This is a genomic window from Sandaracinobacteroides hominis, from assembly GCF_016464365.1.
Classification (GTDB): Bacteria; Pseudomonadota; Alphaproteobacteria; order Sphingomonadales; family Sphingomonadaceae; genus Sandaracinobacteroides; species Sandaracinobacteroides hominis.
The window spans coordinates 96,619-121,366 of sequence record NZ_JADCUC010000002.1; the positions used below are offsets into that span (position 1 = coordinate 96,619).

26 protein-coding genes are annotated in these 24,748 nt (G+C 66.0%); 9 read left to right on the forward strand and 17 right to left on the reverse strand.

The window, feature by feature from the left end; translation table 11 throughout:
- Positions 1 to 113 precede the first annotated feature (113 nt).
- From IM784_RS05140 to IM784_RS05155, 4 genes are read right to left on the reverse strand one after another with little or no spacing between them, the layout of a single operon-like run.
- Positions 114 to 1,610 carry an aldehyde dehydrogenase family protein gene (locus IM784_RS05140; RefSeq protein WP_199554244.1) on the reverse strand — a complete coding sequence of 499 codons (1,497 nt, stop codon included), beginning with the start codon at positions 1,608 to 1,610 and terminating at the stop codon, positions 114 to 116.
- Positions 1,607 to 2,749, reverse strand: a complete 1,143-nt coding sequence (locus IM784_RS05145; RefSeq protein ID WP_199554245.1) for an FAD-dependent oxidoreductase — start codon at positions 2,747 to 2,749, stop codon at positions 1,607 to 1,609. The genes IM784_RS05140 and IM784_RS05145 overlap by 4 nt, the downstream gene beginning before the upstream one ends.
- On the reverse strand, positions 2,746 to 3,660 hold the full coding sequence (locus IM784_RS05150) for a polysaccharide deacetylase family protein (RefSeq protein ID WP_199554246.1): 915 nt from the start codon (positions 3,658 to 3,660) through the stop codon (positions 2,746 to 2,748). Before IM784_RS05150 ends, IM784_RS05145 begins: the two co-directional genes overlap by 4 nt.
- A 13-nt stretch (positions 3,661 to 3,673) precedes the next feature.
- Positions 3,674 to 4,432 carry a maleate cis-trans isomerase family protein gene (locus IM784_RS05155; RefSeq protein WP_199554247.1) on the reverse strand — a complete coding sequence of 253 codons (759 nt, stop codon included), beginning with the start codon at positions 4,430 to 4,432 and terminating at the stop codon, positions 3,674 to 3,676.
- Between the two features lie 227 nt (positions 4,433 to 4,659).
- Between IM784_RS05155 and IM784_RS05160 the strand changes: the two genes are divergently transcribed.
- Genes IM784_RS05160 through IM784_RS05170 form a run of 3 tightly spaced genes read left to right on the forward strand, consistent with a single transcriptional unit; the run spans position 4,660 to position 7,586 of the window.
- The gene (locus IM784_RS05160) at positions 4,660 to 6,786 is read left to right on the forward strand and encodes a TonB-dependent receptor (RefSeq protein ID WP_199554248.1); all 2,127 of its coding nucleotides are present in this window, start codon (positions 4,660 to 4,662) and stop codon (positions 6,784 to 6,786) included.
- Positions 6,787 to 6,795: 9 nt separating this feature from the next.
- Positions 6,796 to 7,089 (forward strand): DUF1330 domain-containing protein, encoded by a 294-nt coding sequence (locus IM784_RS05165; protein ID WP_199554249.1) that lies wholly within the window; start codon positions 6,796 to 6,798, stop codon positions 7,087 to 7,089.
- Complete coding sequence (locus IM784_RS05170; protein WP_199554250.1) at positions 7,089 to 7,586, forward strand: VOC family protein; 498 nt, start codon at positions 7,089 to 7,091, stop codon at positions 7,584 to 7,586. The genes IM784_RS05165 and IM784_RS05170 overlap by 1 nt, the downstream gene beginning before the upstream one ends.
- Here IM784_RS05170 and IM784_RS05175 read toward each other — a convergent pair.
- Positions 7,583 to 7,936 carry a RidA family protein gene (locus tag IM784_RS05175; protein ID WP_199554251.1) on the reverse strand — a complete coding sequence of 118 codons (354 nt, stop codon included), beginning with the start codon at positions 7,934 to 7,936 and terminating at the stop codon, positions 7,583 to 7,585. The genes IM784_RS05170 and IM784_RS05175 overlap by 4 nt on opposite strands.
- Positions 7,937 to 7,987: 51 nt before the next feature.
- Entirely contained in the window at positions 7,988 to 9,340 is a 1,353-nt protein-coding gene (locus IM784_RS05180) for an MFS transporter (protein ID WP_199554252.1), read from the reverse strand.
- Between the two features lie 170 nt (positions 9,341 to 9,510).
- On the opposite strand from IM784_RS05180, the gene IM784_RS05185 reads away from it, so the two are divergent.
- Together IM784_RS05185 and IM784_RS05190 are read left to right on the forward strand one after the other, a co-directional pair.
- The gene (locus tag IM784_RS05185; RefSeq protein ID WP_199554253.1) at positions 9,511 to 10,743 is read left to right on the forward strand and encodes a class I SAM-dependent methyltransferase; all 1,233 of its coding nucleotides are present in this window, start codon (positions 9,511 to 9,513) and stop codon (positions 10,741 to 10,743) included.
- The gene (locus IM784_RS05190; protein ID WP_199554254.1) at positions 10,740 to 11,105 is read left to right on the forward strand and encodes a hypothetical protein; all 366 of its coding nucleotides are present in this window, start codon (positions 10,740 to 10,742) and stop codon (positions 11,103 to 11,105) included. The genes IM784_RS05185 and IM784_RS05190 overlap by 4 nt, the downstream gene beginning before the upstream one ends.
- Before the next feature lie 168 nt (positions 11,106 to 11,273).
- On the opposite strand, the gene IM784_RS05195 is transcribed toward IM784_RS05190, so the two are convergent.
- Positions 11,274 to 12,167, reverse strand: a complete 894-nt coding sequence (locus IM784_RS05195; RefSeq protein ID WP_199554255.1) for an alpha/beta hydrolase family protein — start codon at positions 12,165 to 12,167, stop codon at positions 11,274 to 11,276.
- A 247-nt stretch (positions 12,168 to 12,414) separates the two neighbouring features.
- Between IM784_RS05195 and IM784_RS05200 the strand changes: the two genes are divergently transcribed.
- Positions 12,415 to 13,614: an FAD-dependent oxidoreductase gene (locus tag IM784_RS05200; RefSeq protein ID WP_328799453.1), complete on the forward strand. Its 1,200-nt coding sequence runs from the start codon at positions 12,415 to 12,417 to the stop codon at positions 13,612 to 13,614.
- 199 nt (positions 13,615 to 13,813) lie between these two features.
- Here the strand turns inward: IM784_RS05200 and IM784_RS05205 are convergent, their stop codons facing one another.
- Genes IM784_RS05205 through IM784_RS05225 form a run of 5 tightly spaced genes read right to left on the reverse strand, consistent with a single transcriptional unit; the run spans position 13,814 to position 17,460 of the window.
- Positions 13,814 to 14,059, reverse strand: coding sequence for a hypothetical protein (locus IM784_RS05205; protein ID WP_199554256.1), 246 nt, complete (start codon positions 14,057 to 14,059; stop codon positions 13,814 to 13,816).
- Complete coding sequence (locus IM784_RS05210; protein ID WP_199554257.1) at positions 14,056 to 14,973, reverse strand: polysaccharide deacetylase family protein; 918 nt, start codon at positions 14,971 to 14,973, stop codon at positions 14,056 to 14,058. Before IM784_RS05210 ends, IM784_RS05205 begins: the two co-directional genes overlap by 4 nt.
- Positions 14,970 to 15,854 carry a polysaccharide deacetylase family protein gene (locus IM784_RS05215; RefSeq protein WP_199554258.1) on the reverse strand — a complete coding sequence of 295 codons (885 nt, stop codon included), beginning with the start codon at positions 15,852 to 15,854 and terminating at the stop codon, positions 14,970 to 14,972. Before IM784_RS05215 ends, IM784_RS05210 begins: the two co-directional genes overlap by 4 nt.
- Positions 15,851 to 16,531, reverse strand: coding sequence for an isochorismatase family protein (locus IM784_RS05220; RefSeq protein ID WP_199554259.1), 681 nt, complete (start codon positions 16,529 to 16,531; stop codon positions 15,851 to 15,853). Before IM784_RS05220 ends, IM784_RS05215 begins: the two co-directional genes overlap by 4 nt.
- Entirely contained in the window at positions 16,528 to 17,460 is a 933-nt protein-coding gene (locus IM784_RS05225) for a hydroxymethylglutaryl-CoA lyase (protein WP_199554260.1), read from the reverse strand. Before IM784_RS05225 ends, IM784_RS05220 begins: the two co-directional genes overlap by 4 nt.
- A gap of 92 nt (positions 17,461 to 17,552) precedes the next feature.
- Here IM784_RS05225 and IM784_RS05230 point away from each other — a divergent pair, with 92 nt between their 5' ends.
- Genes IM784_RS05230 through leuD (IM784_RS05240) form a run of 3 tightly spaced genes read left to right on the forward strand, consistent with a single transcriptional unit; the run spans position 17,553 to position 20,697 of the window.
- Positions 17,553 to 18,731, forward strand: a complete 1,179-nt coding sequence (locus tag IM784_RS05230; protein WP_199554261.1) for a CaiB/BaiF CoA transferase family protein — start codon at positions 17,553 to 17,555, stop codon at positions 18,729 to 18,731.
- Positions 18,731 to 20,101, forward strand: a complete 1,371-nt coding sequence (locus IM784_RS05235; RefSeq protein ID WP_199554262.1) for a 3-isopropylmalate dehydratase large subunit — start codon at positions 18,731 to 18,733, stop codon at positions 20,099 to 20,101. The genes IM784_RS05230 and IM784_RS05235 overlap by 1 nt, the downstream gene beginning before the upstream one ends.
- Positions 20,098 to 20,697, forward strand: a complete 600-nt coding sequence (gene leuD / locus IM784_RS05240) for a 3-isopropylmalate dehydratase small subunit (protein ID WP_199554263.1) — start codon at positions 20,098 to 20,100, stop codon at positions 20,695 to 20,697. Before IM784_RS05235 ends, leuD (IM784_RS05240) begins: the two co-directional genes overlap by 4 nt.
- On the opposite strand, the gene IM784_RS05245 is transcribed toward leuD (IM784_RS05240), so the two are convergent.
- From IM784_RS05245 to IM784_RS05265, 5 genes are read right to left on the reverse strand one after another with little or no spacing between them, the layout of a single operon-like run.
- Positions 20,685 to 21,308 carry an isochorismatase family protein gene (locus tag IM784_RS05245; protein WP_328799454.1) on the reverse strand — a complete coding sequence of 208 codons (624 nt, stop codon included), beginning with the start codon at positions 21,306 to 21,308 and terminating at the stop codon, positions 20,685 to 20,687. The two genes, leuD (IM784_RS05240) and IM784_RS05245, sit on opposite strands and share 13 nt — an antisense overlap.
- A complete protein-coding gene (gene leuD / locus IM784_RS05250) occupies positions 21,305 to 21,931 on the reverse strand; it encodes a 3-isopropylmalate dehydratase small subunit (protein WP_199554265.1) in 627 nt (208 codons plus the stop codon). Before leuD (IM784_RS05250) ends, IM784_RS05245 begins: the two co-directional genes overlap by 4 nt.
- The gene (gene leuC / locus IM784_RS05255) at positions 21,928 to 23,346 is read right to left on the reverse strand and encodes a 3-isopropylmalate dehydratase large subunit (RefSeq protein ID WP_199554266.1); all 1,419 of its coding nucleotides are present in this window, start codon (positions 23,344 to 23,346) and stop codon (positions 21,928 to 21,930) included. Before leuC ends, leuD (IM784_RS05250) begins: the two co-directional genes overlap by 4 nt.
- Complete coding sequence (locus tag IM784_RS05260) at positions 23,343 to 24,305, reverse strand: alpha/beta fold hydrolase (protein ID WP_199554267.1); 963 nt, start codon at positions 24,303 to 24,305, stop codon at positions 23,343 to 23,345. Before IM784_RS05260 ends, leuC begins: the two co-directional genes overlap by 4 nt.
- Entirely contained in the window at positions 24,305 to 24,700 is a 396-nt protein-coding gene (locus IM784_RS05265; RefSeq protein ID WP_199554268.1) for a c-type cytochrome, read from the reverse strand. The genes IM784_RS05260 and IM784_RS05265 overlap by 1 nt, the downstream gene beginning before the upstream one ends.
- Positions 24,701 to 24,748: the final 48 nt, after the last annotated feature.

Sequence of the window (24,748 nt, forward strand, 5' to 3'; positions counted from 1 at the left end):
CGGCGGGGTGGCGACTGCCACCGAACCCGTCCGACGAGCGGGCTATGCCCGCAACCTTCCTTCTTTCTTCCTTGCTGGCGCAAGCGGACTCGGCGGCCTGGCCGCCGGCCGCGCTACAGTTTTGCCGTAACTGCCTTGGTCTCCAGCCAGGCGTCCAACCCCTCACGGCCAAATTCCCGCCCCCAGCCGGATTGCCTGGTGCCGCCGAAGGGGATGTTGGTGCCGACGGCGCCGTGGCAGTTGATGGAGACATGGCCGGAGTGGATGCGCCGGACGAGGCGGTGGGCGGTGGACAAATCCCGCGTCCAGACGCTGCCGGAAAGGCCGTAGATGCTGTCGTTGGCGCGCGTTGCGATGGCGTCGAGATCGTCGGTTTCGAAGCGTTCGATGGCCATGACCGGGCCGAAGATTTCCTCGCGCTGGATTCGCATGTTCGGGCGGGTGTCGGTGAAGATCGTGGGCTGCAGGAAGTGGCCCGGGCGATCCGGGGACTGGCCGCCGGTTACCAGCGTTGCCCCTTCGGCCAGCGCAGATTCGATGTGGCTCTTCACGCGGGCAAGCTGGGTGGCCGAGATCAGCGGGCCTTGCTGGGTTGCCGGGTTCAGGCCGTGGCCCAGCACCATCGCTTCGCTGAACGCCTTCAGCCCCTCGACCAGCTGGTCGTGGATGGCGGCGTGGGCAAAGATGCGGGTGCCGGCCATGCAGTTCTGGCCCTGCAGGAAATAGGTGGCCATGGCGACGCCGGGAATGGCTTCGGCCAGATCCGCGTCGGGCATGACGACGACGGGGGATTTGCCGCCGAGCTCGAGGCTGACCTTCTTCAGGTTGCCGAGCGCTGCCTCGACGATGCGGCGGCCGGTGGCGGTGGAGCCGGTGAAGGCGACCTTGTCGATGCCGGGATGGGCGGCAATTGCAGCGCCGGCGTCGGCGCCGAAGCCGTTGACGACGTTGACGACACCCGGCGGCAGGCCGGCATCGAGCAGGACCTGCCCCAGCGCCAGCGCCGTCAGCGGCGTTTCCTCGGACGGTTTCACCACCAGCGTGCAACCGGCCGCCAGCGCCGGGGCCAGCTTCAGGATCGCCATCGCGAGCGGCGAGTTCCAGGGGATGATCATGCCGCCGACGCCGACGGGTTCGCGCAGCGTGTAGGTGAGGGCTTCGCCCAGTGCCGCCAGGTGGCGGGGCGGCGGGGTGGTGGTGCCCTCGATCCGCATCACGGCGCCGGCATAATAGTCGGTCATCTCCACGCAGTTGGCGACCGTCAGTTCGGAGATGAAGCGCGGCATGCCGTTGTCGACAATGTCGAGCTCGGTGAAGAGGGCGGCGCGCTGGTCCAGCAGTTCCGCCACGCGGAAGAGAAGGCGGGTGCGCTCCGCGGCGGTCAGGCGGCCCCATGGGCCTTCGAAGGCGCGGCGGGCGGCCTTCACCGCAGCGTCGACTTCGGCAGCTCCGCCGATGGCGAAGGTTGCGAGCGGCAGGCCGGTGGCCGGATCGCTGGTGACATGGCTGCCGGAGCCTTCGACCCACTGGCCGTCGATCAGCAGCCGGTGCGATTGGGCGAGGAAGGCGGCGATTTCGGGGGCGATCGGGTTACCGTCGAAGGGGGTCATACGCGCACGGTCCGGCAGTCATAGTCGAAGAGGCCGAGGGATTCCTCGTTGCGCAGCGCACCCAGGCCGAACATGTCGGTCTCCTGCCCCTGCATGCGGTCGGCGTTGGCGTTGGATTCGGCCTGGATGAAGGTGGCACGCGCGTGCCGGGCGGCGACAAAGCGATCGAGCCCTTCGGCGATGCCGGGCGAGGCTTCCAGCGCCCGGGCCAGCACCACGGCATCCTCGATCGCGCAGGCGGCGCCATGGCCGAGGAAGGGGGTCATGGCGTGGGCGGCGTCGCCGATGAGAGCGACATTGCCGTTCTGCACCCAGGTCGGCAGCGGCGTACGGGCGTTGATCGCCCATTTGAACAGCGGCCCCTGGGCGGCGGCGAAGATCATCGCCTGCACCTCGTCGCACCAGCCGTCATAGGCGGCGATCAGCTCCTTCGGGTCGGAGCGGATGGTCCAGCCGTCGTCGGTCCAGCCCGGCTGGCGGGCGAAGAAGACGAGGTTCAGAAGCTCCTTGTTGCGCACGGGATAGCGGGTGACCATCTTGCCCGGCCCGATGTGGACGCCGGGGAAGTTCGCCAGCTCGGCGAGTTCCGGACTGATGGGCACCAGCGCGCGCCAGGCGACATGGCCGGTGAAATGCGCGGGCAGCGGCTCGAAGCGCTGGCGGATGACGGACTTGACGCCGTCGGAGCCGATGACGGCGTCGGCGCTGAACCGGCGGCCGTCAGCCGTGTGGACGGTAGTGCCCTCGACGCGGGTGGCGGCGGCGTTGGTGACCAGCTCCACGCCTGCCTCGCGCGCGGCCTCCACGAGGATGGCGTGCAGGTCTGCCCGGTGGACATAGACATAGGGCGCTCCATAGCGGCCGCGCTGGTCGGCGCGATCCATGGTGACGAGCGTGCAGCCGTCTTTCCAGTGCTGGATGCGCTGGCGGAACGGCTCCACCCCGGCGCTGGCGACTTCCTCCATCACGCCGATGAAATCGAGGCCCTTCATGGCGTTGGGCGACAGCGTCACTCCGGCGCCGATTTCGCCGAACTGCGGCGCCGCCTCCAGCAGGGTGGTGCGGAAGCCGCTCTGCGCAAGAGCGGTGGCGGCGGTGACGCCGGCGATGCCGCCGCCGACGACAAGGATGTGGCTCATTTCAGCTGCCCCGGAATGTGGCTTTCGTGGTTCTGCAGATACCAGTCGGCGATTTCCTCACGTGTGGCCCACCAGACGCCGGGCAGCGACTGGGCGTGCTGGATGAACTCGCGAAGGGCGCGTATGCGGTGGGCGCGGCCGGACACATGCGGATGCAGGCCGACATTCATGATGCGACCGGAGGTGGCGCCCTCTGCATAGAGCACGTCCAGCTCCTCGATCAGCGCGTCGCGGAACTGGTCGGTGGTGAAGTTCTTCCGGGTGATGAAGGTGAAATCGTTGATTTCGTTGGAATAGGGCACAGAGACGATGGGGCCGTTCGGCGTCCGCAGCAGATAGGGCTGATCGTCGTTCATGATGTCGCAATAGAAGGTGCAGCCTTCGCCTGCGAGGATGTCGGCCGTCTGCAGCGTGCCGCGCAGGCTGGACGAGAGCCAGCCCCTGGATTTGCGGCCGGTGTATTTTTCGAACTGCTCCAGTGTGCGCAGGACGATCTCGCGCTCCTTTGCCGGGTCCCTGGCGAAATCCGTCAGCAGCTCGCCCTGTTCCCAATTGTGGGTGAGCAGTTCCCAGCCGCGATCGAGGCAGGCGTCGGTCATCGCCTTGCGTCGTTCGAAGGTGACGGCATTGGTGGTGCAGCTGGCCTTGGCGCCCAGGCTGTCGAACAGCTCGAACAGGCGCCAGATGCCGACCCGCTGGCCATATTCGCGCCAGCTGTAGTTGGGGAAATCGGGGGTATTGCCCGGGAGGATATCGGGCAGGATCGCCGGGCCGCCCGCGTAATAGGGTTTGTCGGTGTCCTTCGTCAGATCCCAGGTTTCCAGGTTGAAGGTGAGGATGAGCGCCACGCGCGCGCCATTGGGCCAGCGGAGCGGCTGGCGCTGCGGCATCGGGACATAATCATATTCCATCGCGGATATTTCCTCAGAAGCGGGACAGGAGCGCGCCGAAGCCGTCCTTCTGGTCGTTGATGCCCATGCTGCGAAGCGCATGCCAATAGGTCGCCGTGTTGATGGCGATGACGGGCTTCTCAAGCCAGAACTCGGCGGCGGCGGCAACCTCCGCGAAGGCGAGGTTGGTGCCGGCCTGGATGATCGCGTCGACGCCTTCGGAAACGGCGATGGCGGTGCGCTTCAGCTTTTGCTTGTCCTCGTGGGCGATCTTCATCGGCGAGGGGGATTTGAGGCCGAGGATGTGGACGACTTCATAGCCCTGGTCCTCGAAGAAGCGCCTCACATTGGCGTCGCCGACGGGGGCGTAGGGGGTGAGGATGCCGATCTTCCGGATGGGGCCGGTTTCCGTTTCATAGGCCTTGATGGCGGCGTCGACGGCGGTGGAGCCCATGATCACGGGGACGCCTCCGGTGCGCTCCAGCATCTTCCTGTGCAGACGGTCCGCGCCCTCGGCACCGTCCCAGAAGGTTTCCGCCGACATGCCCATGATGACACAACCCGGCTCCATCGACATGGAGACGTCGACGGCATCGAAGGTGGCGGCGCGGATGTTTTCCAGCATCACCAGGAAGCTGTCGTCGTCCGTCACCTTGGTATCGGGGATGGCGATGCGGGAGAAATGGTTGGTGACGCCGCGCGGGCGCATGTCGGCATATTCCGGCTCGACGCTGGTGTTGGTGGATGGTGCAACGACCGCAAACTTCATCCGATAGCCCAGAGAATCACCCATGCACGCCTCCATCTGTTGCCGTCGCTCGAACCATGTGTCGGTCTTGGGAAACATGGGATCGGCGGCAAGTATCCGGTTGGTGGAGAGGTTGCGGGAATCGTGCAGCGTGCCGCTCGCGCAGGCGTAGCCATTGCCGTGCAGCCGGCGGAACAGCCGGCGCAGAGCGACTCAGGACGGCCCGAATTCAACGCACGAAGATGCAACCGGCAAGGACAAGGGGTACGCATATGGCAAACAGACTGCATTCCAGATGGCTGCTGGCAGCCGGCATCGCCGCGCTGGCGGCGCCTGTTGCGGCGCAGGAAGCGGAGGCCACCGGGCTCGACGATATCGTTGTCACCGCCCAGCGGCGCGACCAGAAGCTGCAGGATGTGCCGCTGAGCATCACCGCGGTCGGCACCGAGACGATCCAGCGGATGCAGGTGAACAACGCAACCGACCTCAATCGCATCGTGCCGAACGTGAAGTTCGATCCGGTGTCCGGCGGTTCCACCGGCCTGAAGCCCTATATCCGCGGCGGCGGGGTGGCGGACGGCGGCATGGTGCTGTCGGAATCCGAAGTCGGCATCTATGTCGACGGCATCTATCGGGCGCGGCTGTCGGCGGCATATATCGATACGCTGGAGCTGGAACGGATCGAGGTGGTGCGCGGGCCGCAGGGCGTGCTCTATGGGCGGAACTCGTCTGCCGGTGCAGTGAACTTCATCACCCGCGAGCCGACCGAGGAATTCACTGCGACCGCCGAGGCCGGGTTCGGCACCTGGAACGAGCGGCGCATTCGCGGTTTCGTCTCGGGCGCGATCAGCGCGGACGGCAAGTGGCGGGCGTCGATGAACGGGCTGGTCAGGGCACGCGACGGCGGGCGGCAGTATAATGTGACGCTCGACAAGGCGGTCGGCAGCGACGAGACGCAGGGCGTGCAGGGCGATCTCGCCTATGTGGGCGATGCCGTTTCCGGCCGCTTGTCGTTGTTCTACACGCATGTGAGCGGCGACGGGCAGTGGGCGGTGAACACCCATCCCGATGGCGATGATTTCACCCCGAACACCGGCTCCTATCGCCGGGTGGCCTCGCCGGTCGAAAGCTACACCCATGTGAAGCAATATGGCGCGACGCTCAGGCTCTCGGCCGACATGCCGGGCGGGCAGCTGACCTCGCTCACCGGCTATTCCAAGCTGGACGACAAGTGGCGGCAGGATTTTTCGGGCGGGGTCGATGGCGCCGTGCTGGGGATGCCGGGCACGATGCTCGCCCTGTTCGATCGCACCAGCGCCACCGACCAGTGGCAGTTCAGCCAGGAACTGCAGGCGGGCGGCGCGCTGCTGCCGGGGCTGGACTATGTCGCCGGCGTCTATTTCTTCACCGAGACGGGCGATCAGGATGTCTTCACAAGCATCTTCTTCGCCCCGACCGACACCGAGTTTCGCGCGAAGACCGACAGTTTTGCCGGTTTCGGCCAGCTGAGCTGGCAGCTGGCCGAGCGGCTGACACTGATCGCCGGCGGGCGCTACTCGATCGAGGACAAGAAGCTGCGCGGCTCGATCAACGGGCAGGATTTCAACCTGTCCAACAGCTGGTCGCGTTTCACGCCGAAGCTGGGGGTGGACTTCAGGGTCGATCCTTCGGTGCTGCTCTACCTGAGCTACAGCCAGGGCTTCCGCTCGGGCGGCTATAACGGGCTGGGCGGCAACTACGGGCAGATCACGGCTGCCTTCCTGCCGCAATATACCACCGCCTATGAGGGCGGGGTGAAGGCGGATCTGCTGGACAACAGGCTCCGATTCAATCTCGCTGCCTTCTACAACAAGCTGGAGAACCGCCAGCAGAGCATCGTCGTCGCCTCGGGCCCGGATATCGGCACCATCACGGTGGAAAACTATGATGCCGAGCTGAAGGGGATCGAGCTGGAGGCGACGATGAAGGTCACCGAAGGGCTGACCATCTGGGCCAACGGCGCGTTGAACGAGGGCAAATACACCGGCTGCTCGGCGGCGGCTGCGGTTTCCTGCACCATCATCGACAACCAGCTGCCGGTGTTCCCCGACTGGACCTTTGCCGTCGGCTTCGACTGGGCGGTGGACGTGGGGCCGGGCACCTTCCGGCTGGGGTCGGATTTCAACGCCCGCGACAGCTATTATTCGACGGCTGACAATGTGCAGATCGGCTGGGTGGATTCGCAGAAGTTCCTGAACGGCTATGTCGGCTATGAGCTGGGCCACTGGACCTTTCAGCTGACCGGCAAGAACATCCTGGACGAGAGCGGCTGGAACACCGGTTTCGGCTTCTCGGTGGTGCAGCCGCGCTTTGCCATCGATCCGCGCACCGTGCTGGGAACGGTTCGTTTCACATTCTAGGAGAAGAACATGGCCGCCTATCTTGTCGCCACCGTCCGCATCACCGATCCGGAGAAGTTCGCGCTCTATGCCAAGGCGATTGCCGGCGTCTGCGAGCAGCATGGCGGCAGCTATCTGGCGCGCGGCAAGGTGACCGAGGTGCTGGAAGGCGATGTGCACCCGGACGAGCGGGTGGTGGTGATCCGTTTCGACAGCGCCGAGGCGGCGAAGGGCTATATCAACTCGGCTGAATATCAGGCCGGCAAGGCGCATCGGCAGGGAGGTGCAGAGCTGGAAATGCGGCTGATCGTCGATCCGGCCTGATGGCTGACAGGCCCGTTTCCGCCCTGATCCGGGGGACGATCTTCGTTCGCGACCTGGATCGGGCGGCGCGGTTCTACGCGGCGCTGGGGTTTGACGAGGTCTATTATGAGGGGGTGCTGACGGATGCGTCGGCCTCTACCATCCTCGGCTTTGCCGGATATGGGCCGCTGGCGGTGCGGATCGTGAAAAGCGGCGGCCCGAACTACGGGATGATCGGGCTGTTCCGCATTGACCCGGCACTGTCGCCCGATGTGGTGCCGATGGCGTCAGGCCCGGCGCGGATCGGCGAGGTGGCGCTGGTTTTCTATGTGCGGTCGATGGCTGAAACGCTGGCGGCGCTGCGCGCGGCGGGCGCAAGCTGGTCCCCCGAGCCGGAGCTGTTCGTGATGCCGCACCGGGCGCAGCAGGAGGTGTGCCTGCGCGACCCGGACGGGGTGTTGCTAAATCTGGTGGAGACGGATCCCGCCGAGCAGGAGCTGACCGGGCGCGAGGCTTAGGCCTGCTTCTTCGCCGCGACGATGATGATCTCCACCTTATATTCCGGTGCTGCCAGTTTTGCTTCTCCGGTGGCGCGGGCAGGCGGGGCGGTTTCGGAAACCCACGCGTCCCACACCGTGTTCATGCCGGCAAAATCGGCGATATCGGCCAGCCAGATCGTCGCCATCAGGATATGGTGTTTGTCGCTGCCGCAGCGCTCCAGCAGTTCGTCGATTTCTGCCAGCACAGCCTTGGTCTGCACGACGATATCTTCACCGGGCGCGCCGATCTGGCCCGCCAGATAGATGGTCTGGCCGTGGATCACGGCTTCGCTCATGCGCTTGCCGGGATCGATCCGGGTGATATGCATGTTCGCTCCTTGGTTCGATCTGGCGACAAGTGCCATACCCAACAGGTCGCTTCAATCGCGCGAGCGGAACTTCAGCAGGATCAGGCAGGCGATGGTGCTGAGCACGGCAGGGCTGATGCCGAAGGCGACCATGACGCCGGTCATCGCCTGATCGGTCTGCGGCAGGCCCTGCACGGCCTTCATGGAATCGAAGCCGAACAGCGAGAGGACGATGCCCACCAGCAGCGTGCCGCCGAGTGCAAAGGCGATCTTGTCCACCGCAATCCAGGTCGCGGAATAGAGGCCGGCGTTGCGTTCGTCCTCTGCGGCGAAATCGGAGACCATCGAGAAGCCCAGCATCGACCAGCCGGACTGGCCGACGGCAGCAATGAAGGAGATGATGAAAGCAGTTGCGATGCCCCAGCCGGCGGCGAAGGCCCAGACGGCATAGCAGCTGCCATAGAGGGCTGCCGCGATCAGGAAGCCGGTCACCTTGTCGACGCGCTTTGCCACCTGCACCCACAGCGGCTGGGCTATCACGATGCCGAGACAGGCGGCGCCGACGATGCCGCCGATCAGCTGCAGCGCATCGGTGCGGCCCATGTTGTAGGTGAGGAAGTAGAGCATCGAGGCAAGCGCCATGCCGCTGCCGGTGAGCAGCAGCAGGTTGGCGGAGATGAGAGTCGCGAAGCGCGGCTGGGTGAGGACGGCAATCGCCTGGCGGAAACTCATCCGCTCCAGCCGTTCAGCCAGTGCCGTTGGTTGCGGCGTGGATTTCACCCGGCCCGTGGCGATGAAGGTGACCAGCAGAGCTGCCGGGCAGACGATGGCGAGCACGATGGACATCTTTTCGAACGCAGCCTGATCGCCGCCGAATGCGCCGACCAGATAGGGAGCGATCATGCCGGAGAAGGTGATGCCGATGGCGGTGAAGACCAGCCGCCAGGCCATGATGACGTTCCGTTCCTCGGGCGAGGAGGTATATTCGCTGGCCATGGCGAGATAGGGCACCGAGAAGGCCGCGAACACGCCCATATACAGCGCGAAGACGGCAGACACATAGGCGACCTTCAGCGTGGTGGAGCCCGCCGGCACATGGAACAGCAGCACCATGGCGATGGGCGCGCCGACGACGCCGACCAGCAGCCACCAGCGGCGGGGAATCTTGTGGCGCCAACGGTCCGAGTAGATGCCCACCAGAATATCGGCGGTCGCGCCCCACACCAGCTTGGGTATGAAGATCGCCGCGCCTGCCAGCGCCGGGGCGATGCCCAGCACGTTGGTCATGAAGAAGAGCAGCAGCAGCGAGGGCAGTTCGCGGAAGATCTGCCCGGCGATCTGGCCGAAACCATAGCCGATCTGCACCCCCAGGCCGGCGCGGGGGGCAGGGGCTTCGGCGGCAGTCAGGGTGGCGGCTTCTGCCATGGTGCGAACCTTCGGCGATTTGATTTGGGTAAACGACTAGGGTCCCTGGGTAGCCGCATGGCCATCGCCCGGCTCTTATTGTCCGCGTGGTGGATAGCGCAACCTTGGGGTGCTTGCATCGGCGAGGCCTGGCGAACAAGTATGGCGGACATGGAGATGGAGTCCCGGTGATGCTCAACACGTTCCAGCAGGCCCAGCATCCGGCGCTTCCGCGCGCCACCCATGACGAGGCAGCGCGCGAAGAATTCACCAAGAGCTTCAAGCAGTTCATCCAGCAGGGGCTGCTGCCGGGGCTGACGCCAGTCTATCGCACCCGGGTTTCCGCGAAGTTCGAGAAGGAACATGGCCGGGCGCCGGCCGATCGCCGCGACATCCGCTCGGGCATGGTCGAGGACCTCTATTTCCAGCACTATGCGGCAGCAAACCGCATCGCCCAGGAGCTGCTGTGGGAGTCGGTGAACGTCTCCATCGAGCGGCAGCTGCCGGAACTGACCGAGACGGCGGCGACGCTTTCGAAGGGCGCCAAGGCCCGGCTGGACATTCCGGAGGACTTCGTGCCGCCGCGCTATGTCACGGCGGTGGACATCCACTGCATGCCCGGCGGCTACACCACCGAAGTGCAGCCGGCCGATATCGCCGCGGGCGCGCTCTATGATCGCGGCGTCTATCTCTATTCCATGGGCTATATGGGGCCGCTGAACGACGACATGGGGCGTTCGGTCTGCAACTATATCAAGCGGAAGATGCCGGAATTCAAGCCGCGCCGCATCCTGGACATGGGCTGCACCGTCGGCCACTCGACGCTGCCGTTCAAGGAGCTGTTTCCCGACGCCGAGGTATGGGGGATCGACGTCGGGGCGCCCGTGGTGCGCTATGCCCATGCGCGGGCTGCCGGGCTGGGCCTGGATGTGAACTTCGCGCAGATGAATGCGGAAAAGACGCGCTTTCCGGATGGCTATTTCGACCTCGTCGTCAGCCATATCCTGCTGCACGAAACCAGCGGCAAGGCGATGCCGAAGGTGTTTCAGGAATGCCATCGGCTGCTGAGCCCCGGCGGGTTGATGATCCACGCCGACCTGCCGCCGTTCGACCTGATGGACCCCTTCACCCAGTTCATTCTCGACAACGAGACCTGGTACAACAACGAACCCTTCTGGGGCGCCATGCGCGAGATGGACCAGTTCGCGCTGGCGGAAAAGGCCGGCTTCAACCGCGCCGACACGAAGTTCGACACGGCGCCGATGGCGGTGATGGAGTTCGCCGGCACCCAATCCGAAGGCTATAGCGCGGAAGCGGCGAGCGCCGTTGCCGAACGCGAGTTCACGGCGGGCGAATATGCCCCCGGCGGAGGCTGGGAAGTGCTGATCTCGCAGAAACCCCTTTCGCAGGCAAAGGCAGCATGAGCTTCACGACGACCGAACGACCGCATGTGGTGAAGGACGCGCGCGGCAAGCGCCCGAGCTTTTATGAAGCGCCCGGCATGGACCAGGCGATGTCGATGATCATGGTGCTCGCGAACGAGATTTCCGTGCTGCACGACCGGCTGGATTCGACCGAGCGCGCTGCCAGGGAGCAGGGGCTGGATCTGGCCGCCGGGATCGAGGCACTGGTGCTGGACCAGCAGGCGCTTGAAGCGCGCGAGGCCTGGCGGCAGGATTTCCTGGAGCGGCTGTTCTACCTGATGCGCAAGGACGCAAGCGAAGCGGCACAGGCGGATTCGGCTGCGAAATATGCCTCCACCATCGCGGAAATCGCAGAGGGCTAGAGGATGCGAGCCTCGCGGAGGTAGCTGAAATCGCCTTCGCCCGGCCAGTTCCTGCCATCGGGGAAGCGGAGTTCGATTCCGGTGAGGTCGGCCGGGTCTTGAGCTCGATCCGGACATGGCCGCAGAGGCAGGCAAGGTTGATCATGCCGGCCTGCTACCAGATGGCCGCTACTTTCGGGAGAGGCGGAAGGGGCCTGCGTCGCTGAGGCTGTTTTGCAGCGACTTGCCCGCTGCCTTGTCGCCCGACCCATAGGATTTCAGGAACAGGGTGGAGAGGCGGCCTGCCTCGGCCAGTTCCTTCAGCTGCGGCGGGCCGGGGACGTCCGGGCGGCAGATCGCGCCGCCGAAATAATGGTCCACGCCGTCGATGACGAGGGCGTAGCGGCTGTTGCCCGGCGCTGCCTCTTCGAAGGCGGCGAGGTGGGTGCCCCAGCCTTCGGGGTCGACCGGCGCGCCGGGTGGGCCGGGTGGAACGTCCTTGGTGCCGGTCTGGATGAAGGCGGGGGTGGCGAGCGTGGCGAAGCCTTCGCGCGCGATCAGGCCGGGCATCGGGCCGGGCGGCGAAAAGGCGACGACGGCCTTGGCCTTGGCATCGCGGAGCGGCGGGGAGAAGCCTTCGGGCGGCGTGGAGGAAGCGCCGCCAAGCGTCAATGCGACGAGGCCGCCATAGCTGTGGCCGGCGGCGAGATAGGGCTTGCCGACATGGGCGGAAAGCGTGCGCATGTCCTGCAGTCGTGCACCCCAGCTGGCCATTGGCGGATATTTGGCGGCGTCGGGATGTTCGCGCGAATCGATGTGCAGCGGCGCGAAGATATCGAAGCCCGCTGCGATCCAGGGGGCATAGAGATCGGTGTAGAAGCGCGGCGCGGAAAAGGCCCCGTGCGAGAAGAGGATGGTACCGCGAGAGCGACCCTGCGCGGGCCAGTGGCTGATCTGGGACGGGCGGCCGGTCGCGGTCTTCAGGGTCAGCGCCAGCGGCTCGGCTATCGCCGCGGCCCGCAGGGGAAGGGCGGTGGCGGCGAGCGCGCCAAGAAGCGCGCGGCGATCTAGCTGAAACGACATCGGCCGAGCCTAGGCCCGATATGCCTGCCTGCGCCATCCCCGCGCTGCTTCTCCGACAGACGGAGGAAACCGCCTGAAGTTCAGATTTCCGGCGCTGGCGACCGGCCGATTTTCCCCGCGTGACGGAGAGTATGGAGGCTTGCCCAAACAGGAGCGGACGGCGGGGGCTAGGTTCGAACCCACAGTTGGCGAAGGTTCCGCGATGGAAATCGCGGCGCCTCGACCGAAGACCGAGGGGCTGAACTTGATGAAGCGCGTACAGGTGCTTGTTGTCGGAGCGGGACCGGTGGGCACCACGGCTGCCTATCGCCTGGCGAAGGCAGGCATCGATGTGATGGTGGTGGAGGCCCTTGCCGGTTGCCCGGAGGACATGCGCGCATCGACGATGCACCCCCCGACGCTCGACATGATGGCCGAGCTGGGCGTGCTGGAAGACCTAGAGGTACAGGGGCTGCGCGCGCCCGTCTATCAGTATCGCAACCGCCGCAGCGGCGAGGTGATCGAATTCGACATGGCCGAGCTTTCGGACATTTCGCGCCACCCGTATCGGCTGCAGTGCGAGCAGTTCAAGCTGTCGCGGCTGCTGGTCCGGAAGCTGGAGGCGCTGCAGCCCGGCAGCGTCCGATTCCTGCACCGGCTGGTGGGCTTCGAGCAGGACGCCGACGGGATCACCGCACAGGTCGAGACACCCTTTGCCATCGAGACCATTCGTGCGGACTATGTGATCGGCGCAGACGGCGCCAACAGCAGCGTGCGCAAGTGGACGGGCACCGAGTTCGAGGGCTTCACCTATCCCGAGCGCTTCCTGACGCTCTCCACCGCCTATCCGATCGAGAAGCATTTCGACCGGCTGGTATCGGTGAACTATGTCGCCGATGTCGAGGAATGGTGCGTGTTGCTGCGGGTTCCGGCCTTTTGGCGGATCCTGGTGCCAACGCACAGCGACGTGACCGACGAGGAACTGTTGTCCGACGCCTACAAGGACTCCGTGCTGGATCGGCTGACGCACAACGGGCCGGCAGTCGCGACCTCGCACCGGACCTTGTATCGCGTGCACCAGCGTGTGGCGAAGAGCTTCCGCAGCGGCCGGGCGCTGCTGGCGGGGGACGCGGCGCACCTGAACAATCCGCTGGGTGGCTTCGGCATGAACTCCGGCATCCACGATGTGTGGAACCTGACGGAGAAGTTGCGGGAAATCCTGAAAGACGGCGGCGACGGGGACGCCCTGCTGGACCGTTACGACCGGCAGCGGCGGCAGATCGCCCACAGTTTCGTGCAGACGCAGACCATCGAGAACAAGCGGATGATGGAAAGCGGCAATGGCGAACAGCGCAGCGAAATGGAAATCCAGCTGGAAAGCGTGGTGAAGGACGACGCGCGGCGGCGGGCCTATCTGCTGCGGCAATCGATGTATCAGAGCCTGGCCGAGGAAGCCGGTATCGGCTGAGGCCGAAGGCGGCTGCGATTAGCGCAAAGCGCTAACTCGCAGACTCGCCGCAAGGCCCGGCCGGCGGGGCGTGGATGACCATCCACGAACCCGTCCGACGAGCGGGCGTTCCGCCGGAGGCGGACAAGCAAGACCTCCGCAATCTTCCTTCATTCTTCAACTACCCAAGCACACTCGGCGGCTGTGCCGCCGGCCGTGCCTAGTTTAGAAACTGTCGCAGGGCTGAGGCCATCTGCAGGACGCCGACATCGAAAATGTCGCGATCCAGCTCCGGCACCGCCGGATCACGCTGGGCGACGACATAGGTCCACATCAGGCCGATGTGGGCCAGGATGGCCTCGCCGTCTTCGGTGGGCGTAGGGATATCCGGCGCCTTCTGCAGGCGCTGAGCCAGTTCCGCCGGCCCGAACACCGGGATGCCGGTGTAGACGACGCGGGCGATCATTCGCTTTCCTCGAAACTGTCGCAGATGGCGCCGCCCGAAAGAAAGACCGTGGACGGGCGGGCCGTCAGGTCTGCCAGCAATTGTTCGAAGGCGTCGATCCGATAGGGGAGGCCCATGATATAGGGCGTGAGGTGGAGCGGGAGCATCCGGCCGCCGCCTTCGCGCATGGATTCCGCTGCCAGCCAGTCGTGCGCGTCGAGCATCTGCCGGGCGTAGCTGTCGACCGATTGTTGTTGCACCGTGAGGATCTGCCGGTCTGACAGTTCGTGGTTCAGCGGGATGTTGAGAACGCCGTTGGTGAAGCGGTAGGGCAGCTCGTCGTTCACCCAGTCGCAGCCATAGCGAACTCCCGCTTCGCGGAGCAGGTTGGGCGTGTTCCAGCTTTGCGAGCGGGCGATGGAGTGCCAGCCCTGCGGGCGGGTGCCTGAGACGGCCTCCAGCGTATCGAGCGATTGCCGGATGAGGGCGCGTTCGTCGGCTTCGGGCAGCGTGCTGGCGATGGTGCCGTTCATGTCGGTGGAGTGGGCGATGATCTCGTGGCCGGCGGCGACGATGTCGGCGATGATCTGAGGGTAGCGCTCCGCGATGGCGCTGTTGGTGGCGATGGAGGCTTTCACCCTGGCCTTCGCGAACGCATCCAGCAGGCGATAGAAGCCGACCCGGGTGCCATATTCGCGCGCCGTATAGTGGCGGTAGTCCGGATAGGCCGTCTGCATATGGCCGGGGGCGCGGAAGGGCGTGTCGGATGGGGTGATCGGGAACCATTCCAGACTGACGACCAGCCAGACGGCGACCTTTGCCTCTCCGGGCCAGCCGATGGGCTTGCGGTCCTTCAGCGGCGACCATGGGTAGAGATCGTGATCGTAGCCGTGGCGGCGCCTGGGATATTCGAGATAGGCGGGATCTAGGCTCATGCTTGCGGCCCCAGAATATGGTCTGCGATGTCGCCGCTGCGGGTGATCCAGGCGCGGCCGTCGGCGGCGATATGCTTCAGCACCTCGTCGAAGGGGCCGATGCGGTGCGGCTGGCCGATGAGGTAGCTGTGCAGCGGGATGCACATGACGGTGCCGCCCATCGTTTCCGCTTCGGCGGCGAGGCGCTGATATTGGCGGATCAGCGTTTCGGCATAGTCGCGCGGGCTCATATTGTAGATGAAGAAGCCGTAATGGTCGTTCACCTCCAGGCTGTAGGGCATGGAGATGAGGCGCCCTGAGCGCGTGCGAACCGGGCGCGGCTGGTCGTCGTGGTAGAGATCGCAGGTGTAGCTGAGGCCATATTCCGCGATCAGGTCCAGCGTGCGGGGCGTGTGGGTGAGGGCGGGGGCAAGCCAGCCCTTGATTGTCTGCCCGGTCGCGTCGCGGACGGTGCGGATGGAGTCTTCGATGATGGCGCGCTCCTGCGCCTCGTCCATGCCGTAGCTGTAGCGGGTGTTGTAGATGCCGTGGCTGAAGAACTCCCAGCCGCGGGCGTTGGCGTCGGCGACCACTTCGGGGTGGTGCTGGCAGAGCGCGACCGAAAGCGAGACGGAGCCGGGGAAGCCGTGGCGGGTCATCGCGTCGGCCATGCGCCAGTGGCTGACGCGGTTGGCGTGATCGCGGTGGCTATAGCCGACGACGTCGGGGTGCGGCTTTGCCCAGCTCTTGCGGTGGGGGTTTTGCGGCGGGTCGATCTCGTAATATTCGAGGTTTGGGGAGACCCAGACGGCGACCTTCTTGTCGCCCGGCCAGACGAGGGGCGGGCGGTCGCGCCAGCGTTCGAAGTCGTAGAGGCCGGGGTCAGCTGCGCCCTCGTTCACGCCTGCGCCTCCAGCCAGTCGATGACCGTCTGCACCGGCTCCACATCGGCATATTTCAGCTGCAGGTCGGTGAGATTGGCATAGTGGTAGCTGGCGTGCTTGTCGGCCGTGGTCTCGATCGGGACTATCGTGCGATAGCCGCGGCTGAGGCTGTCCACCGCGGTGGCGCGGACGCAGCCAGAAGTGCTGCCGCCGGTGACGACGACGGTGTCGACGCCGTGCCAGACGAGGAGGCTTTGCAAGGGCGTTTCGAAGAAGGCCGACGGCATGCGCTTGGTATAGACGGCGTCGTTCGGGTCTATGCGGCAGCGCTCGTCGAACTGGTGGCGGCGGCTGCCTTCCTTGATGTTCTGCAGCGAATCCGCCGTGTTGGTGCGGGTGCCCCAGACGCCGGCGTCGGAGGCGTCGGCCATATAGGCGACGTGCGTCCAGATGACGGGCATGCCCCTGGCGCGGGCGAGATCGGAGATTCTGTTGGCATACTCGATCTGCCGGGGATCGGTTTCGTAGGCGGTCTTGAACTCGTCGATCCGGGTGTAGGCGTTCTGGAAATCGACGTTGACGACGGCGAGCTTGCGGCCGAACCCGAATTTGGTGCGGGCCGGGTTTGCCATCACCTCCTCGAAGATCTGCTTCGCGGTGCGGTCATCCTCGACCATGCGCGTGCCGACGATCATTGTGCAGTCCTCCAGCCGAGCGGCAGGCCGGCATCCGGGGTGAAGCCGTAGAGCGGCTCTGTGGGGAGATTTTCGCGCAGGATCTGGCGAACGGCGAGCAGCTTGCCGATGTCTATGCCGGTGGAATAGCCCATCGATTCCAGCATGAAGACCAGGTCTTCGGTGACGATATTGCCGGAGGCGCCCGGCGCGAAGGGGCAGCCGCCCAGCCCGCCGAGGGAGGCGTCGAGCGTGGTGAGGCCGCATTCCAGCGCCATCAGCGCGTTGGCGAGGCCGAGGCCGCGGGTGTTGTGCAGGTGGATGCCGGTGAGGGCTTTCTCACCGACCACGCCGCGCACGAGCTGGATCAGATGCTTCACCGCGCGCGGGTCGGCATAGCCGGTGGTGTCGGAGAGGCCGACTTCGTCGCAGCCGGCTGCCATGAGCGCTTCGGCGAGGCGGGCGATCTGGGCGTCGGGGATGGCGCCTTCTAGCGTGCAGCCGAAGACGGTGGAGAGCGAGCCTTCGAAATGCGGGCGTGTCTCCTCGGGCTCAGCCTTCACCAGGTCGGCGATCTGCTTTGCTTCTGCCAGCACCTGTTCATGGGTGCGGCGAAGGTTGGCGAGGCTGTGGGTCTCGCTGACGGAGAGGGGCAGGGTGAGCTTGTGCGCGCCGGCGGCGATGGCCGCCTCAGCACCCTTTGCGTTGGGGACGAGGACGGCGACGATCAGGCCGGGGATGGTGCGGGCGTGGGCAACGATTTCGGCGGTGTCTGCCAGTTGCGGCAGCAGCTTTGCGGGGACGAAGCTGCCTACCTCGATCTCGCGCACGCCGGCGGCGGCCTCGGCATCTATCCACGCCTTTTTGGCGGCGGTGGAGAGGATGGGCTTGATGCTTTGCAGGCCGTCGCGCGGGCCTACTTCGCTGACGAGGATGTCTTGGCTGGCCATGATTCGTCCGGTCTTCGGTTATTCCGCGGGGCTGGCTGGGAAAGTGCAGCAAATGCGGCGAGGTTCCGCCATCTTATCGGAGAACTGACCGGATGTCGGATAGCAAGCTGCCGCTGGCGGGCCTGAAGGTGGTGGAACTGACCCATATGGTGATGGGGCCATCGACCGGGCTGATCCTGGCGGACATGGGGGCGGATGTGGTGCGGATCGAGCCGCCGGGCGGCGACCGCACGCGGCGGCTGCTGGGCTCGGGCGCGGGCTATTTCCCGATGTATAACCGCAACAAGCAGAGCATCTGCCTTGATCTCAAGAAGCCGGCCGGACTGGCGGCGGCGAAGCGGCTGGCAGTGGCGGCGGACATCGTGGTGGAGAATTTCCGCCCCGGCACGCTGGAGAAGATGGGGCTGGGCTATGCGGCGCTGTCTGCGGAGAATCCGCGGCTGATCTATTGTTCGGCGAAGGGGTTTCTTTCCGGCCCCTATGAGGAGCGGGCGGCGCTGGACGAGGTGGCGCAGATGATGGGCGGGCTTGCCTATATGACCGGGCCTCCGGGTCGGCCCCTGCGCGCCGGCGCGAGCGTGATCGATGTGACCGGCGGGATGTTCGGCGTGGTGGGCGTGCTGGGGCTGCTGGAGCGGCGGCACCGGACTGGATTGGGCGGCGAGGTGAAGGCTTCGCTGTATGAGACGACGACGTTTTTGGTGGGCCAGCACATGGCGCAGATGGCGGTGACCGGGAAGCCGGCGGCGCCGATGCCGGCGCGGATTTCGGCCTGGGCGATCTATGATGTGTTTAACGCGGCGGACGGCCAGCTGTTCGTGGGGGTGGTGTCCGATGCGCAGTGGCGGGCATTCTGTGCAGGCTTCGGGCTGGAGGCCCTGGGGGCGGATGCCGCGCTTGCCGAGAACAACCAGCGGGTGCAGGCGCGCGAGCGGATATTGCCCGAGGTGCGAGCGCTGTTTGCCGGGATGACGCTGGCCGAGGCACTGGCGAAGTGCGAGGTGGTGGGTTTGCCCTTTGCACCGATTGCGCGGCCCGAGCAGTTGTTTGACGATCCGCATCTGAATGCGGCCGGCGGCCTGGTGGACATGACTCTGCCGGGCGGCGGCGCGGCGCGGTTGCCGGCCTTGCCGATCGAGGTGGATGGCGAGCGGATGGGCTTGCGGCATGATCTGAAGGCGCCCGGGCAGGATACGGCGGAGATACTGGCCGCGGCTGGGTTTGTGCCGCATGAGGTGGAGGCCATGCTGGCCAGCGGGGCGGCGGCCTGATGGCGCGCACCTTGTTCGAGAAGCTTTGGGAGGCGCATTGTGTTGCGCCGCTGGCGGATGGCGGGCTGATCCTGATCGACCGGATTTTGCTGCACGAGCGGACGGGCGGGGTGGCGCTGAAGAGCCTTGCCGATGCCGGGCGCGTGGTGGCCGATCCGGCGCATGTGTTTGCGACGATGGACCATGTGGTGGACACATTGCCGGGGCGGACCGACCGGACGATCATGGCGACGGGCACCGATTTCATCCGGACGACGCGGGCCGAGGCGCAGGCGGCGGGCATCCGGCTGTTTGATATCGGGGATCCGGGGCAGGGGATCGTACATGTGATTTCGCCCGAGCAGGCGATTGTCTTGCCAGGGGTGACGCTGGTTTGCCCAGACAGCCATACTTGCTCGCAAGGGGCGCTGGGGGCGCTCGCGTGGGGGATCGGCTCGACCGAGGCGGAGCATGCGCTGGCGACGCGGACGCTGCGGGTGGCGAAGCCGAAGACGATGCGGGTGACGGTGACCGGACGGCTGGCTGCCGGGGTGACGGCTAAGGACCTGGCGCTGTTTATCCTGGCGCGGCACGGATCGGGCGGGGCCAAGGGGCATGTGGTGGAATATGCCGGAGAGGCGGTCGAGGCGCTGGAGATCGAGGCGCGGCTGACGCTGTGCAACATGGCGACGGAGTTCTCGGCGTTTACGGCGATCATCGCGCCGGACGCAAAGACCCTTGCCTATCTGGAGGGACGGAATTTCGCGCCGAAGGGGGCGGATTGGGATGCAGCGGCGGCATACTGGCGAACATTGAAAAGCGATCCGGACGCGCTGTTCGATCGGGAGATTCTGATCGACGCAGCTGAGGTGTCGCCGATGCTGAGCTGGGGGACGAGCCCGCAGGATTCGGTGGCGGTGGATGGCGTTGTGCCGGCTGCGGCGGAGGCTCGGGCTTTGGAGTATATGGGGCTCGCCCCCGGGGAGACGTTGGTGGGGTTGCCCATCGATGCCGCCTTTATCGGCAGCTGCACCAACAGCCGCATTTCCGATTTGCGGCGCGCGGCGGCATTGTTGAGGGGGCGCAAGGTGGCGGCGGGCGTGCGGGCGATCTGCGTGCCGGGATCGACGGCAGTGAAGGCGGCAGCCGAAGCCGAGGGGCTGGACCGTGTATTTCTCGACGCCGGATTCGAATGGCGGGAATCGGGCTGCTCGATGTGCTTTTTTGCCGGCGGCGAGAGCTTTGGGCGGCGGGAGCGGGTGGTGACCTCTACCAATCGCAACTTCGAAAGCCGGCAGGGGCCGGAAACGCGCTCGCACCTGGCCAGCCCGGAGACGGTGGCCGCGAGCGCCATTGCGGGGTGCATCGCCGACCCACGGAGCATCGCATGAAGCCCTTCACGACGCTGACGTCGGTGGCCGCGCCCCTGCTGCGCGACAATGTCGATACCGACGCCATCATCCCCTCGCGCGAGATCAAGTCAGTCTCCAAGGCCGGGCTTGCCGACGGGCTGTTCGCCGGATGGCGCTATACCGAGATCGGCGGGCGCGAGCCGGACCCGGCCTTTGTGCTGAACCAGCCGGCCTGCGCAGGCGCCGAAATACTGCTCTCAGGCGAGAATTTCGGCTGCGGCTCCAGCCGGGAACATGCCGCCTGGGCGCTGGCGGAATATGGCATCCGGGCGATTGTCGCGCCGAGCTTCAACCCGATCTTCCGGGGGAATTGCGTGCGGAACGGAATTGTTCCGGTGGCGTTGCCCGCCGAGGTTGTGGCCGGGCTGGTCGGCGGGCCGGTGACTGTCGATCTGGAAGCGTGCCGGGTGATTGGGGCGGATGGGGCGAGCCACGGGTTCACGCTGCCCGAGGAAGCGCGCGAGATGCTGCTCCACGGCTTGGATGCCGTTGACCTCACCCTGCGTCACCGCGAGCAGATCGCAGCCTTTGTCGCTGCGGATCGGCGCAAGCGCGGTTGGGCCTATCTCGACTGAAGGAAGGCGACCGCTTCGGCTTCGCTGACCACGTCGGCGTATTTGGCGTTCATGTCGAAGAGGTTGGCTTCGTGGGGGGCTGGGTGGCGGTCTCCGCAGGCGTCGGCGATGACGGTGGTGCGGAAGCCGTGGGACATGGAGTCGACGCAGGAGGCGCGGACGCAGCCGCTGGTGGTGAGGCCGGTGAGCAGGACGTTGTCGACGCCCATCGCCGTCAGCGTGGAGGCGAGCGAGGTGCCGAAGAAGGCACTGGGATATTGTTTGGAGACGATGATTTCGTCGTCGTGGGGGGCGAGGCCGGGGCCCCAGGCCCCCATCGGGCTGCCTTTCAGGAAGTTCTTGAGGGGGGCGGCCTTTTCGAAGAAGCGGCCGCCGTCGAGGGCCTGCGGGTGGTAGACGACGTTGGTGAGGATGACCGGGATGTTGGCGGCGCGGGCGGCGGCGCGGACGCGGAGTGCCGAGGCCATGGCGTCTTCGACGCCGGCGTAGAGGTCGCAGGCGGGGTCGAAATAGCCCATGCAGAAATCGATGAGGAGGAGCGCCGGGCGTTTTCCGAAGCCCACCCGGGTGTTGTAGGCGCGGGCGTAGTTGGCGGCGAGATCGTCACTCACTGGGCGGGTTCGCTTTCGTAGAGCCATGGCTGGGTCTGGCGTTGGGCGGTTTCGAAGGCGGTGATCGCATCGCCCTGCGTGGCCAGCAGCATCGCGGTTTCGTCCCAGCCGTTCAACAGCGCCTGTTTGCGCTCGGGGTCGATTTCGAAATCGAGGCTGAGGCCGCCGGCGAGGATGGTTTGGGCGGGGAGGTCGATGTGGAAGGCGATTCCGGCGGCTGCGGCGGCGCCGAGCGCTGCGACCTTGTCGGCGGGAAGCGTGATGGGGAGGACGCCGTTGCGGAAGCAGTTGCCGTGGAAGATCTCGCTGTAGCTTTGGGCGATGATGCACCGGATGCCGATGTCGGCCATCGACCAGACGGCATGTTCGCGGCTGGAGCCGCTGCCGAAATTGGCGCCGGTGACGAGGATGGGGGCGCCGCGGACCTGTGGGCGGTTCAGCGGGAAATCGGGGATTTCCGTGCCGTCGGGCAGGAAGCGGCGGTCGTGGAAGGCGTAGGTGCCCAGCCCCTCGCGCGCGGTAATGAGGAGGAAGCGGGCCGGGAAGATGATGTCTGTATCGACATTGTCTTCGGGGAGAAACGCCGCCGGACCGGACAGGGTGGTGAAGGGTTTAAGGCTCATGCGAGTGTCCGGACGTCTATGCTTGTCAGATCCCTGACGTCTGTGAGGTGGCCGGCGATTCCGGCGGCGGCGGCCATCACCGGCGACATCAGGTGGGTGCGGGCGCCCGGGCCTTGCCTACCCTCGAAATTGCGGTTGGAGGTGCTGGCGCTGCGTTCGCCCGGCCGCATGCGATCATCGTTCATGCCGACGCACATCGAGCAGCCGGCGAAGCGCCATTCGAAGCCGGCCTCGGTGAAGATGCGGTCGAGGCCCTCGCTTTCGGCCTGTGCCCTGGTGGCGGCGGAGCCGGGGACGACGATGGCCTTCACGCCCGCCGCTACGTGGCGGTTGCGGACGATTTCGGCGGCGGCGCGCAGGTCCTCGATGCGGCTGTTGGTGCAGCTGCCGATGAAGACGTGGGTGATGGCGATGTCGGTGAGCTTCTGGCCCGGCGTCAGGCCCATGTAGCGGATCGCCTTTTCCGCGGAGGCGCGACGGGCTTCGTCGGGGATCAGGGCGGGATCCGGGACGCGGCCGGTGATGGGGGCGACTTCGTCCGGGGTGGTGCCCCAGCTGACCTGCGGTTCGATGTCGGCGAGGTCGATGTCGACCTCGCGGTCAAAGACGGCGCCTTCGTCGGTGGGGAGGGTGCGCCACCAGGCCCTGGCGGCTTCCCATTGGGCGCCCTTCGGCGCGAGGCGGCGGCCTTCGACGAAGGCGAAGCTGGTGTCGTCCGGGGCGACGAGACCGATGCGGCTGCCGGCCTCGATCGTCATTTTGCAGAGCGTCATGCGGCCGGCCATCGACAGCGCGCGGATGGCGGGGCCGCTGTATTCGACGGCATAGCCGACCGCGCCCAGCGCCCCGATTCTGGCGATGAAGGCGAGCGCAATGTCCTTCGCGGAGACATGCGGGCCGAGGCTGCCGGTGACGTTCACCCGCATCCGCTTTGCCTTCTTCTGCTTCAGGCACTGGGCGGCCATCACCGTGCTCGATTCGGTGGAGCCGATGCCAAAGGCGAGCGCGCCGAAGGCCCCGTGGGTGGTGGTGTGACTGTCGCCGCAGACGATGGTGATTCCCGGCAGCGTCAGCCCCTGTTCCGGGCCGATGACATGGACGATGCCCTGCCCTTCCCCCTGCAGCGCGAGATAGGGGACGTTGAAATCGGCGGCGTTCCGTTCGAGTTCGGCGACCTGCGAGCGGGCGAGCGGATCGTCGATGCTGCTGCGCTGGCGGGTGGGGACGGCATGGTCCGCCACGGCGAGATGCGTTTCCGGTCGGCGCAGGCGGCGATGTGCGGCCCGCATCGCTGCGAAGGCCTGCGGGCTGGAGACTTCGTGGACGAGCTGGCGGTCGATGTAGATCAGGGCCTCGCCGTTGCCGAGGTCGGCGACACAGTGGCTCTCCCAAAGCTTGTCGTAGAGTGTCTTCATGGCTTCGGCAGGTTCGGCACGCCGGATTCGATATAGGCGGCCATGATGTCGGCGAAGCGGTCCGGCACTTCCAGCGGTGGGTAGTGGCCGACGTCGGGCAGGATCACGCGGGAGACTTCGGATTTCGTCAGATACTGCTGCAGCCGGTCTGCCGCGGGCACCGGCAGCAGCTGGTCGCTGCCACCCCAGATGAGCAGCGCGGGCGTTGTCATGGCCGCGAAGGTGGCGGTCGATTCCTTGCCGTCCCTGATCTGGGCGGTGAGGGCGATGAGGTTCTTGTTGGGTTCGCGGCGGTTGTAGTCGGCATATTCCTGCCGCTTGGCCGGGCTGATTCGGGCGGGATCGCCGGAGAAATAGCTGAGGAACTGGTTCCAGTAATCGAGGTCGGTGACCTTGTTCGCCTTGGCGCGCGCCTGCGCGTCGAGGAAGGCCTGCGGCTGCTTCAGGTGTGTCGTGACGACCGGATCGGAGGGCATGTTGGACAGGATCGCGCGCTCGACCAGATCGGGGCGCCCGGAGGCAAGGAAGGCGATCAGCGTGCCGCCGCTGGAGACGCCGACGCCGGCTTTGAGTTTCGTCACGCCGAGTTGCTTCAGCAGGCCCTCGGCGATGTCAGTGGGCTTCAGCGTGGCGGCTGCTTCGTCGGAGATGTTGCCCGAGAGGCCTTGCCCGGCGACGTCGTAGCGGATGATGCGGTAGCGGTCCTTCAGCTTTGCCACCACGCCGTCCCAGGTGCGCAGGCTGCTTTGCGAGCCGTGCACCATCAGCAGGACCGGGCCCTTGCCTTCATCCTTGTAGTGGATTTCCACTCCGCCGATGTTCGCGAACTTGCTGTCCTTGTCGGCAAATTTTGCGCGCAGCTGCTCTACCGTGAGGTAGGGCGAGGGTTGCGCCGCCTGCGCGACGGCAGGCGCGGCAACAGACAGGGTGGCAACGGCCAGCAGGGTGGAAAGGCGCATCACCTCTTCTTCTTGAGGGTGTTGAGATAGGCGATCACGTCGGCGCGCTTCTTCGGGTCAGGCATGCCGGCGAATACCATCTTGGTGCCGGGGATGACCGCGGACGGGCGCTTCAGCCAGGCGTCCATCGTGGTGGCGTCCCAGGTGATGTTGGCCTTTTGCATGGCGGGCGAGAAGACGAAGCCGGGGACTTCGCCGGTCTTCGAGCCCATGATGCCCGAGAGATTCGGGCCGACGAGGTTTTTTCCGCCAGGCTCGGTGGTGTGGCAGGCCTTGCACTGGATGAAGAGCTTTTGGCCGACGGCGGGATCGCCGGCCGGCACCGCCTGTGCATGCGCGGCACCCGAAAGGGCGGCGGCAGCCAGAACCAGCAGTTTCAGTCCATTCCGTTGCATGTTCGTTTCCCTCAACCTGTTTTGCGGGCGGGCCTTGCCGCCGATATT

Coding starts and splice junctions, on each gene's coding strand:
- IM784_RS05190 (WP_199554254.1), top strand. CDS start 10,740: ATGAGCTTCACGACGACCGAACGACCGCATGTGGTGAAGGACGCGCGC.
- leuD (WP_199554263.1), top strand. CDS start 20,098: ATGAAGCCCTTCACGACGCTGACGTCGGTGGCCGCGCCCCTGCTGCGC.
- IM784_RS05180 (WP_199554252.1), bottom strand. CDS start 9,340: ATGGCAGAAGCCGCCACCCTGACTGCCGCCGAAGCCCCTGCCCCCCGC.
- leuC (WP_199554266.1), bottom strand. CDS start 23,346: ATGAAGACACTCTACGACAAGCTTTGGGAGAGCCACTGTGTCGCCGAC.
- IM784_RS05170 (WP_199554250.1), top strand. CDS start 7,089: ATGGCTGACAGGCCCGTTTCCGCCCTGATCCGGGGGACGATCTTCGTT.
- IM784_RS05185 (WP_199554253.1), top strand. CDS start 9,511: ATGCTCAACACGTTCCAGCAGGCCCAGCATCCGGCGCTTCCGCGCGCC.
- IM784_RS05200 (WP_328799453.1), top strand. CDS start 12,415: ATGAAGCGCGTACAGGTGCTTGTTGTCGGAGCGGGACCGGTGGGCACC.
- IM784_RS05155 (WP_199554247.1), bottom strand. CDS start 4,432: ATGGGTGATTCTCTGGGCTATCGGATGAAGTTTGCGGTCGTTGCACCA.
- IM784_RS05210 (WP_199554257.1), bottom strand. CDS start 14,973: ATGAGCCTAGATCCCGCCTATCTCGAATATCCCAGGCGCCGCCACGGC.
- IM784_RS05140 (WP_199554244.1), bottom strand. CDS start 1,610: ATGACCCCCTTCGACGGTAACCCGATCGCCCCCGAAATCGCCGCCTTC.
- IM784_RS05160 (WP_199554248.1), top strand. CDS start 4,660: ATGGCAAACAGACTGCATTCCAGATGGCTGCTGGCAGCCGGCATCGCC.
- IM784_RS05265 (WP_199554268.1), bottom strand. CDS start 24,700: ATGCAACGGAATGGACTGAAACTGCTGGTTCTGGCTGCCGCCGCCCTT.
- IM784_RS05165 (WP_199554249.1), top strand. CDS start 6,796: ATGGCCGCCTATCTTGTCGCCACCGTCCGCATCACCGATCCGGAGAAG.
- IM784_RS05205 (WP_199554256.1), bottom strand. CDS start 14,059: ATGATCGCCCGCGTCGTCTACACCGGCATCCCGGTGTTCGGGCCGGCG.
- IM784_RS05235 (WP_199554262.1), top strand. CDS start 18,731: ATGGCGCGCACCTTGTTCGAGAAGCTTTGGGAGGCGCATTGTGTTGCG.
- leuD (WP_199554265.1), bottom strand. CDS start 21,931: ATGAGCCTTAAACCCTTCACCACCCTGTCCGGTCCGGCGGCGTTTCTC.
- IM784_RS05230 (WP_199554261.1), top strand. CDS start 17,553: ATGTCGGATAGCAAGCTGCCGCTGGCGGGCCTGAAGGTGGTGGAACTG.
- IM784_RS05150 (WP_199554246.1), bottom strand. CDS start 3,660: ATGGAATATGATTATGTCCCGATGCCGCAGCGCCAGCCGCTCCGCTGG.
- IM784_RS05260 (WP_199554267.1), bottom strand. CDS start 24,305: ATGCGCCTTTCCACCCTGCTGGCCGTTGCCACCCTGTCTGTTGCCGCG.
- IM784_RS05145 (WP_199554245.1), bottom strand. CDS start 2,749: ATGAGCCACATCCTTGTCGTCGGCGGCGGCATCGCCGGCGTCACCGCC.
- IM784_RS05175 (WP_199554251.1), bottom strand. CDS start 7,936: ATGCATATCACCCGGATCGATCCCGGCAAGCGCATGAGCGAAGCCGTG.
- IM784_RS05195 (WP_199554255.1), bottom strand. CDS start 12,167: ATGTCGTTTCAGCTAGATCGCCGCGCGCTTCTTGGCGCGCTCGCCGCC.
- IM784_RS05220 (WP_199554259.1), bottom strand. CDS start 16,531: ATGATCGTCGGCACGCGCATGGTCGAGGATGACCGCACCGCGAAGCAG.
- IM784_RS05225 (WP_199554260.1), bottom strand. CDS start 17,460: ATGGCCAGCCAAGACATCCTCGTCAGCGAAGTAGGCCCGCGCGACGGC.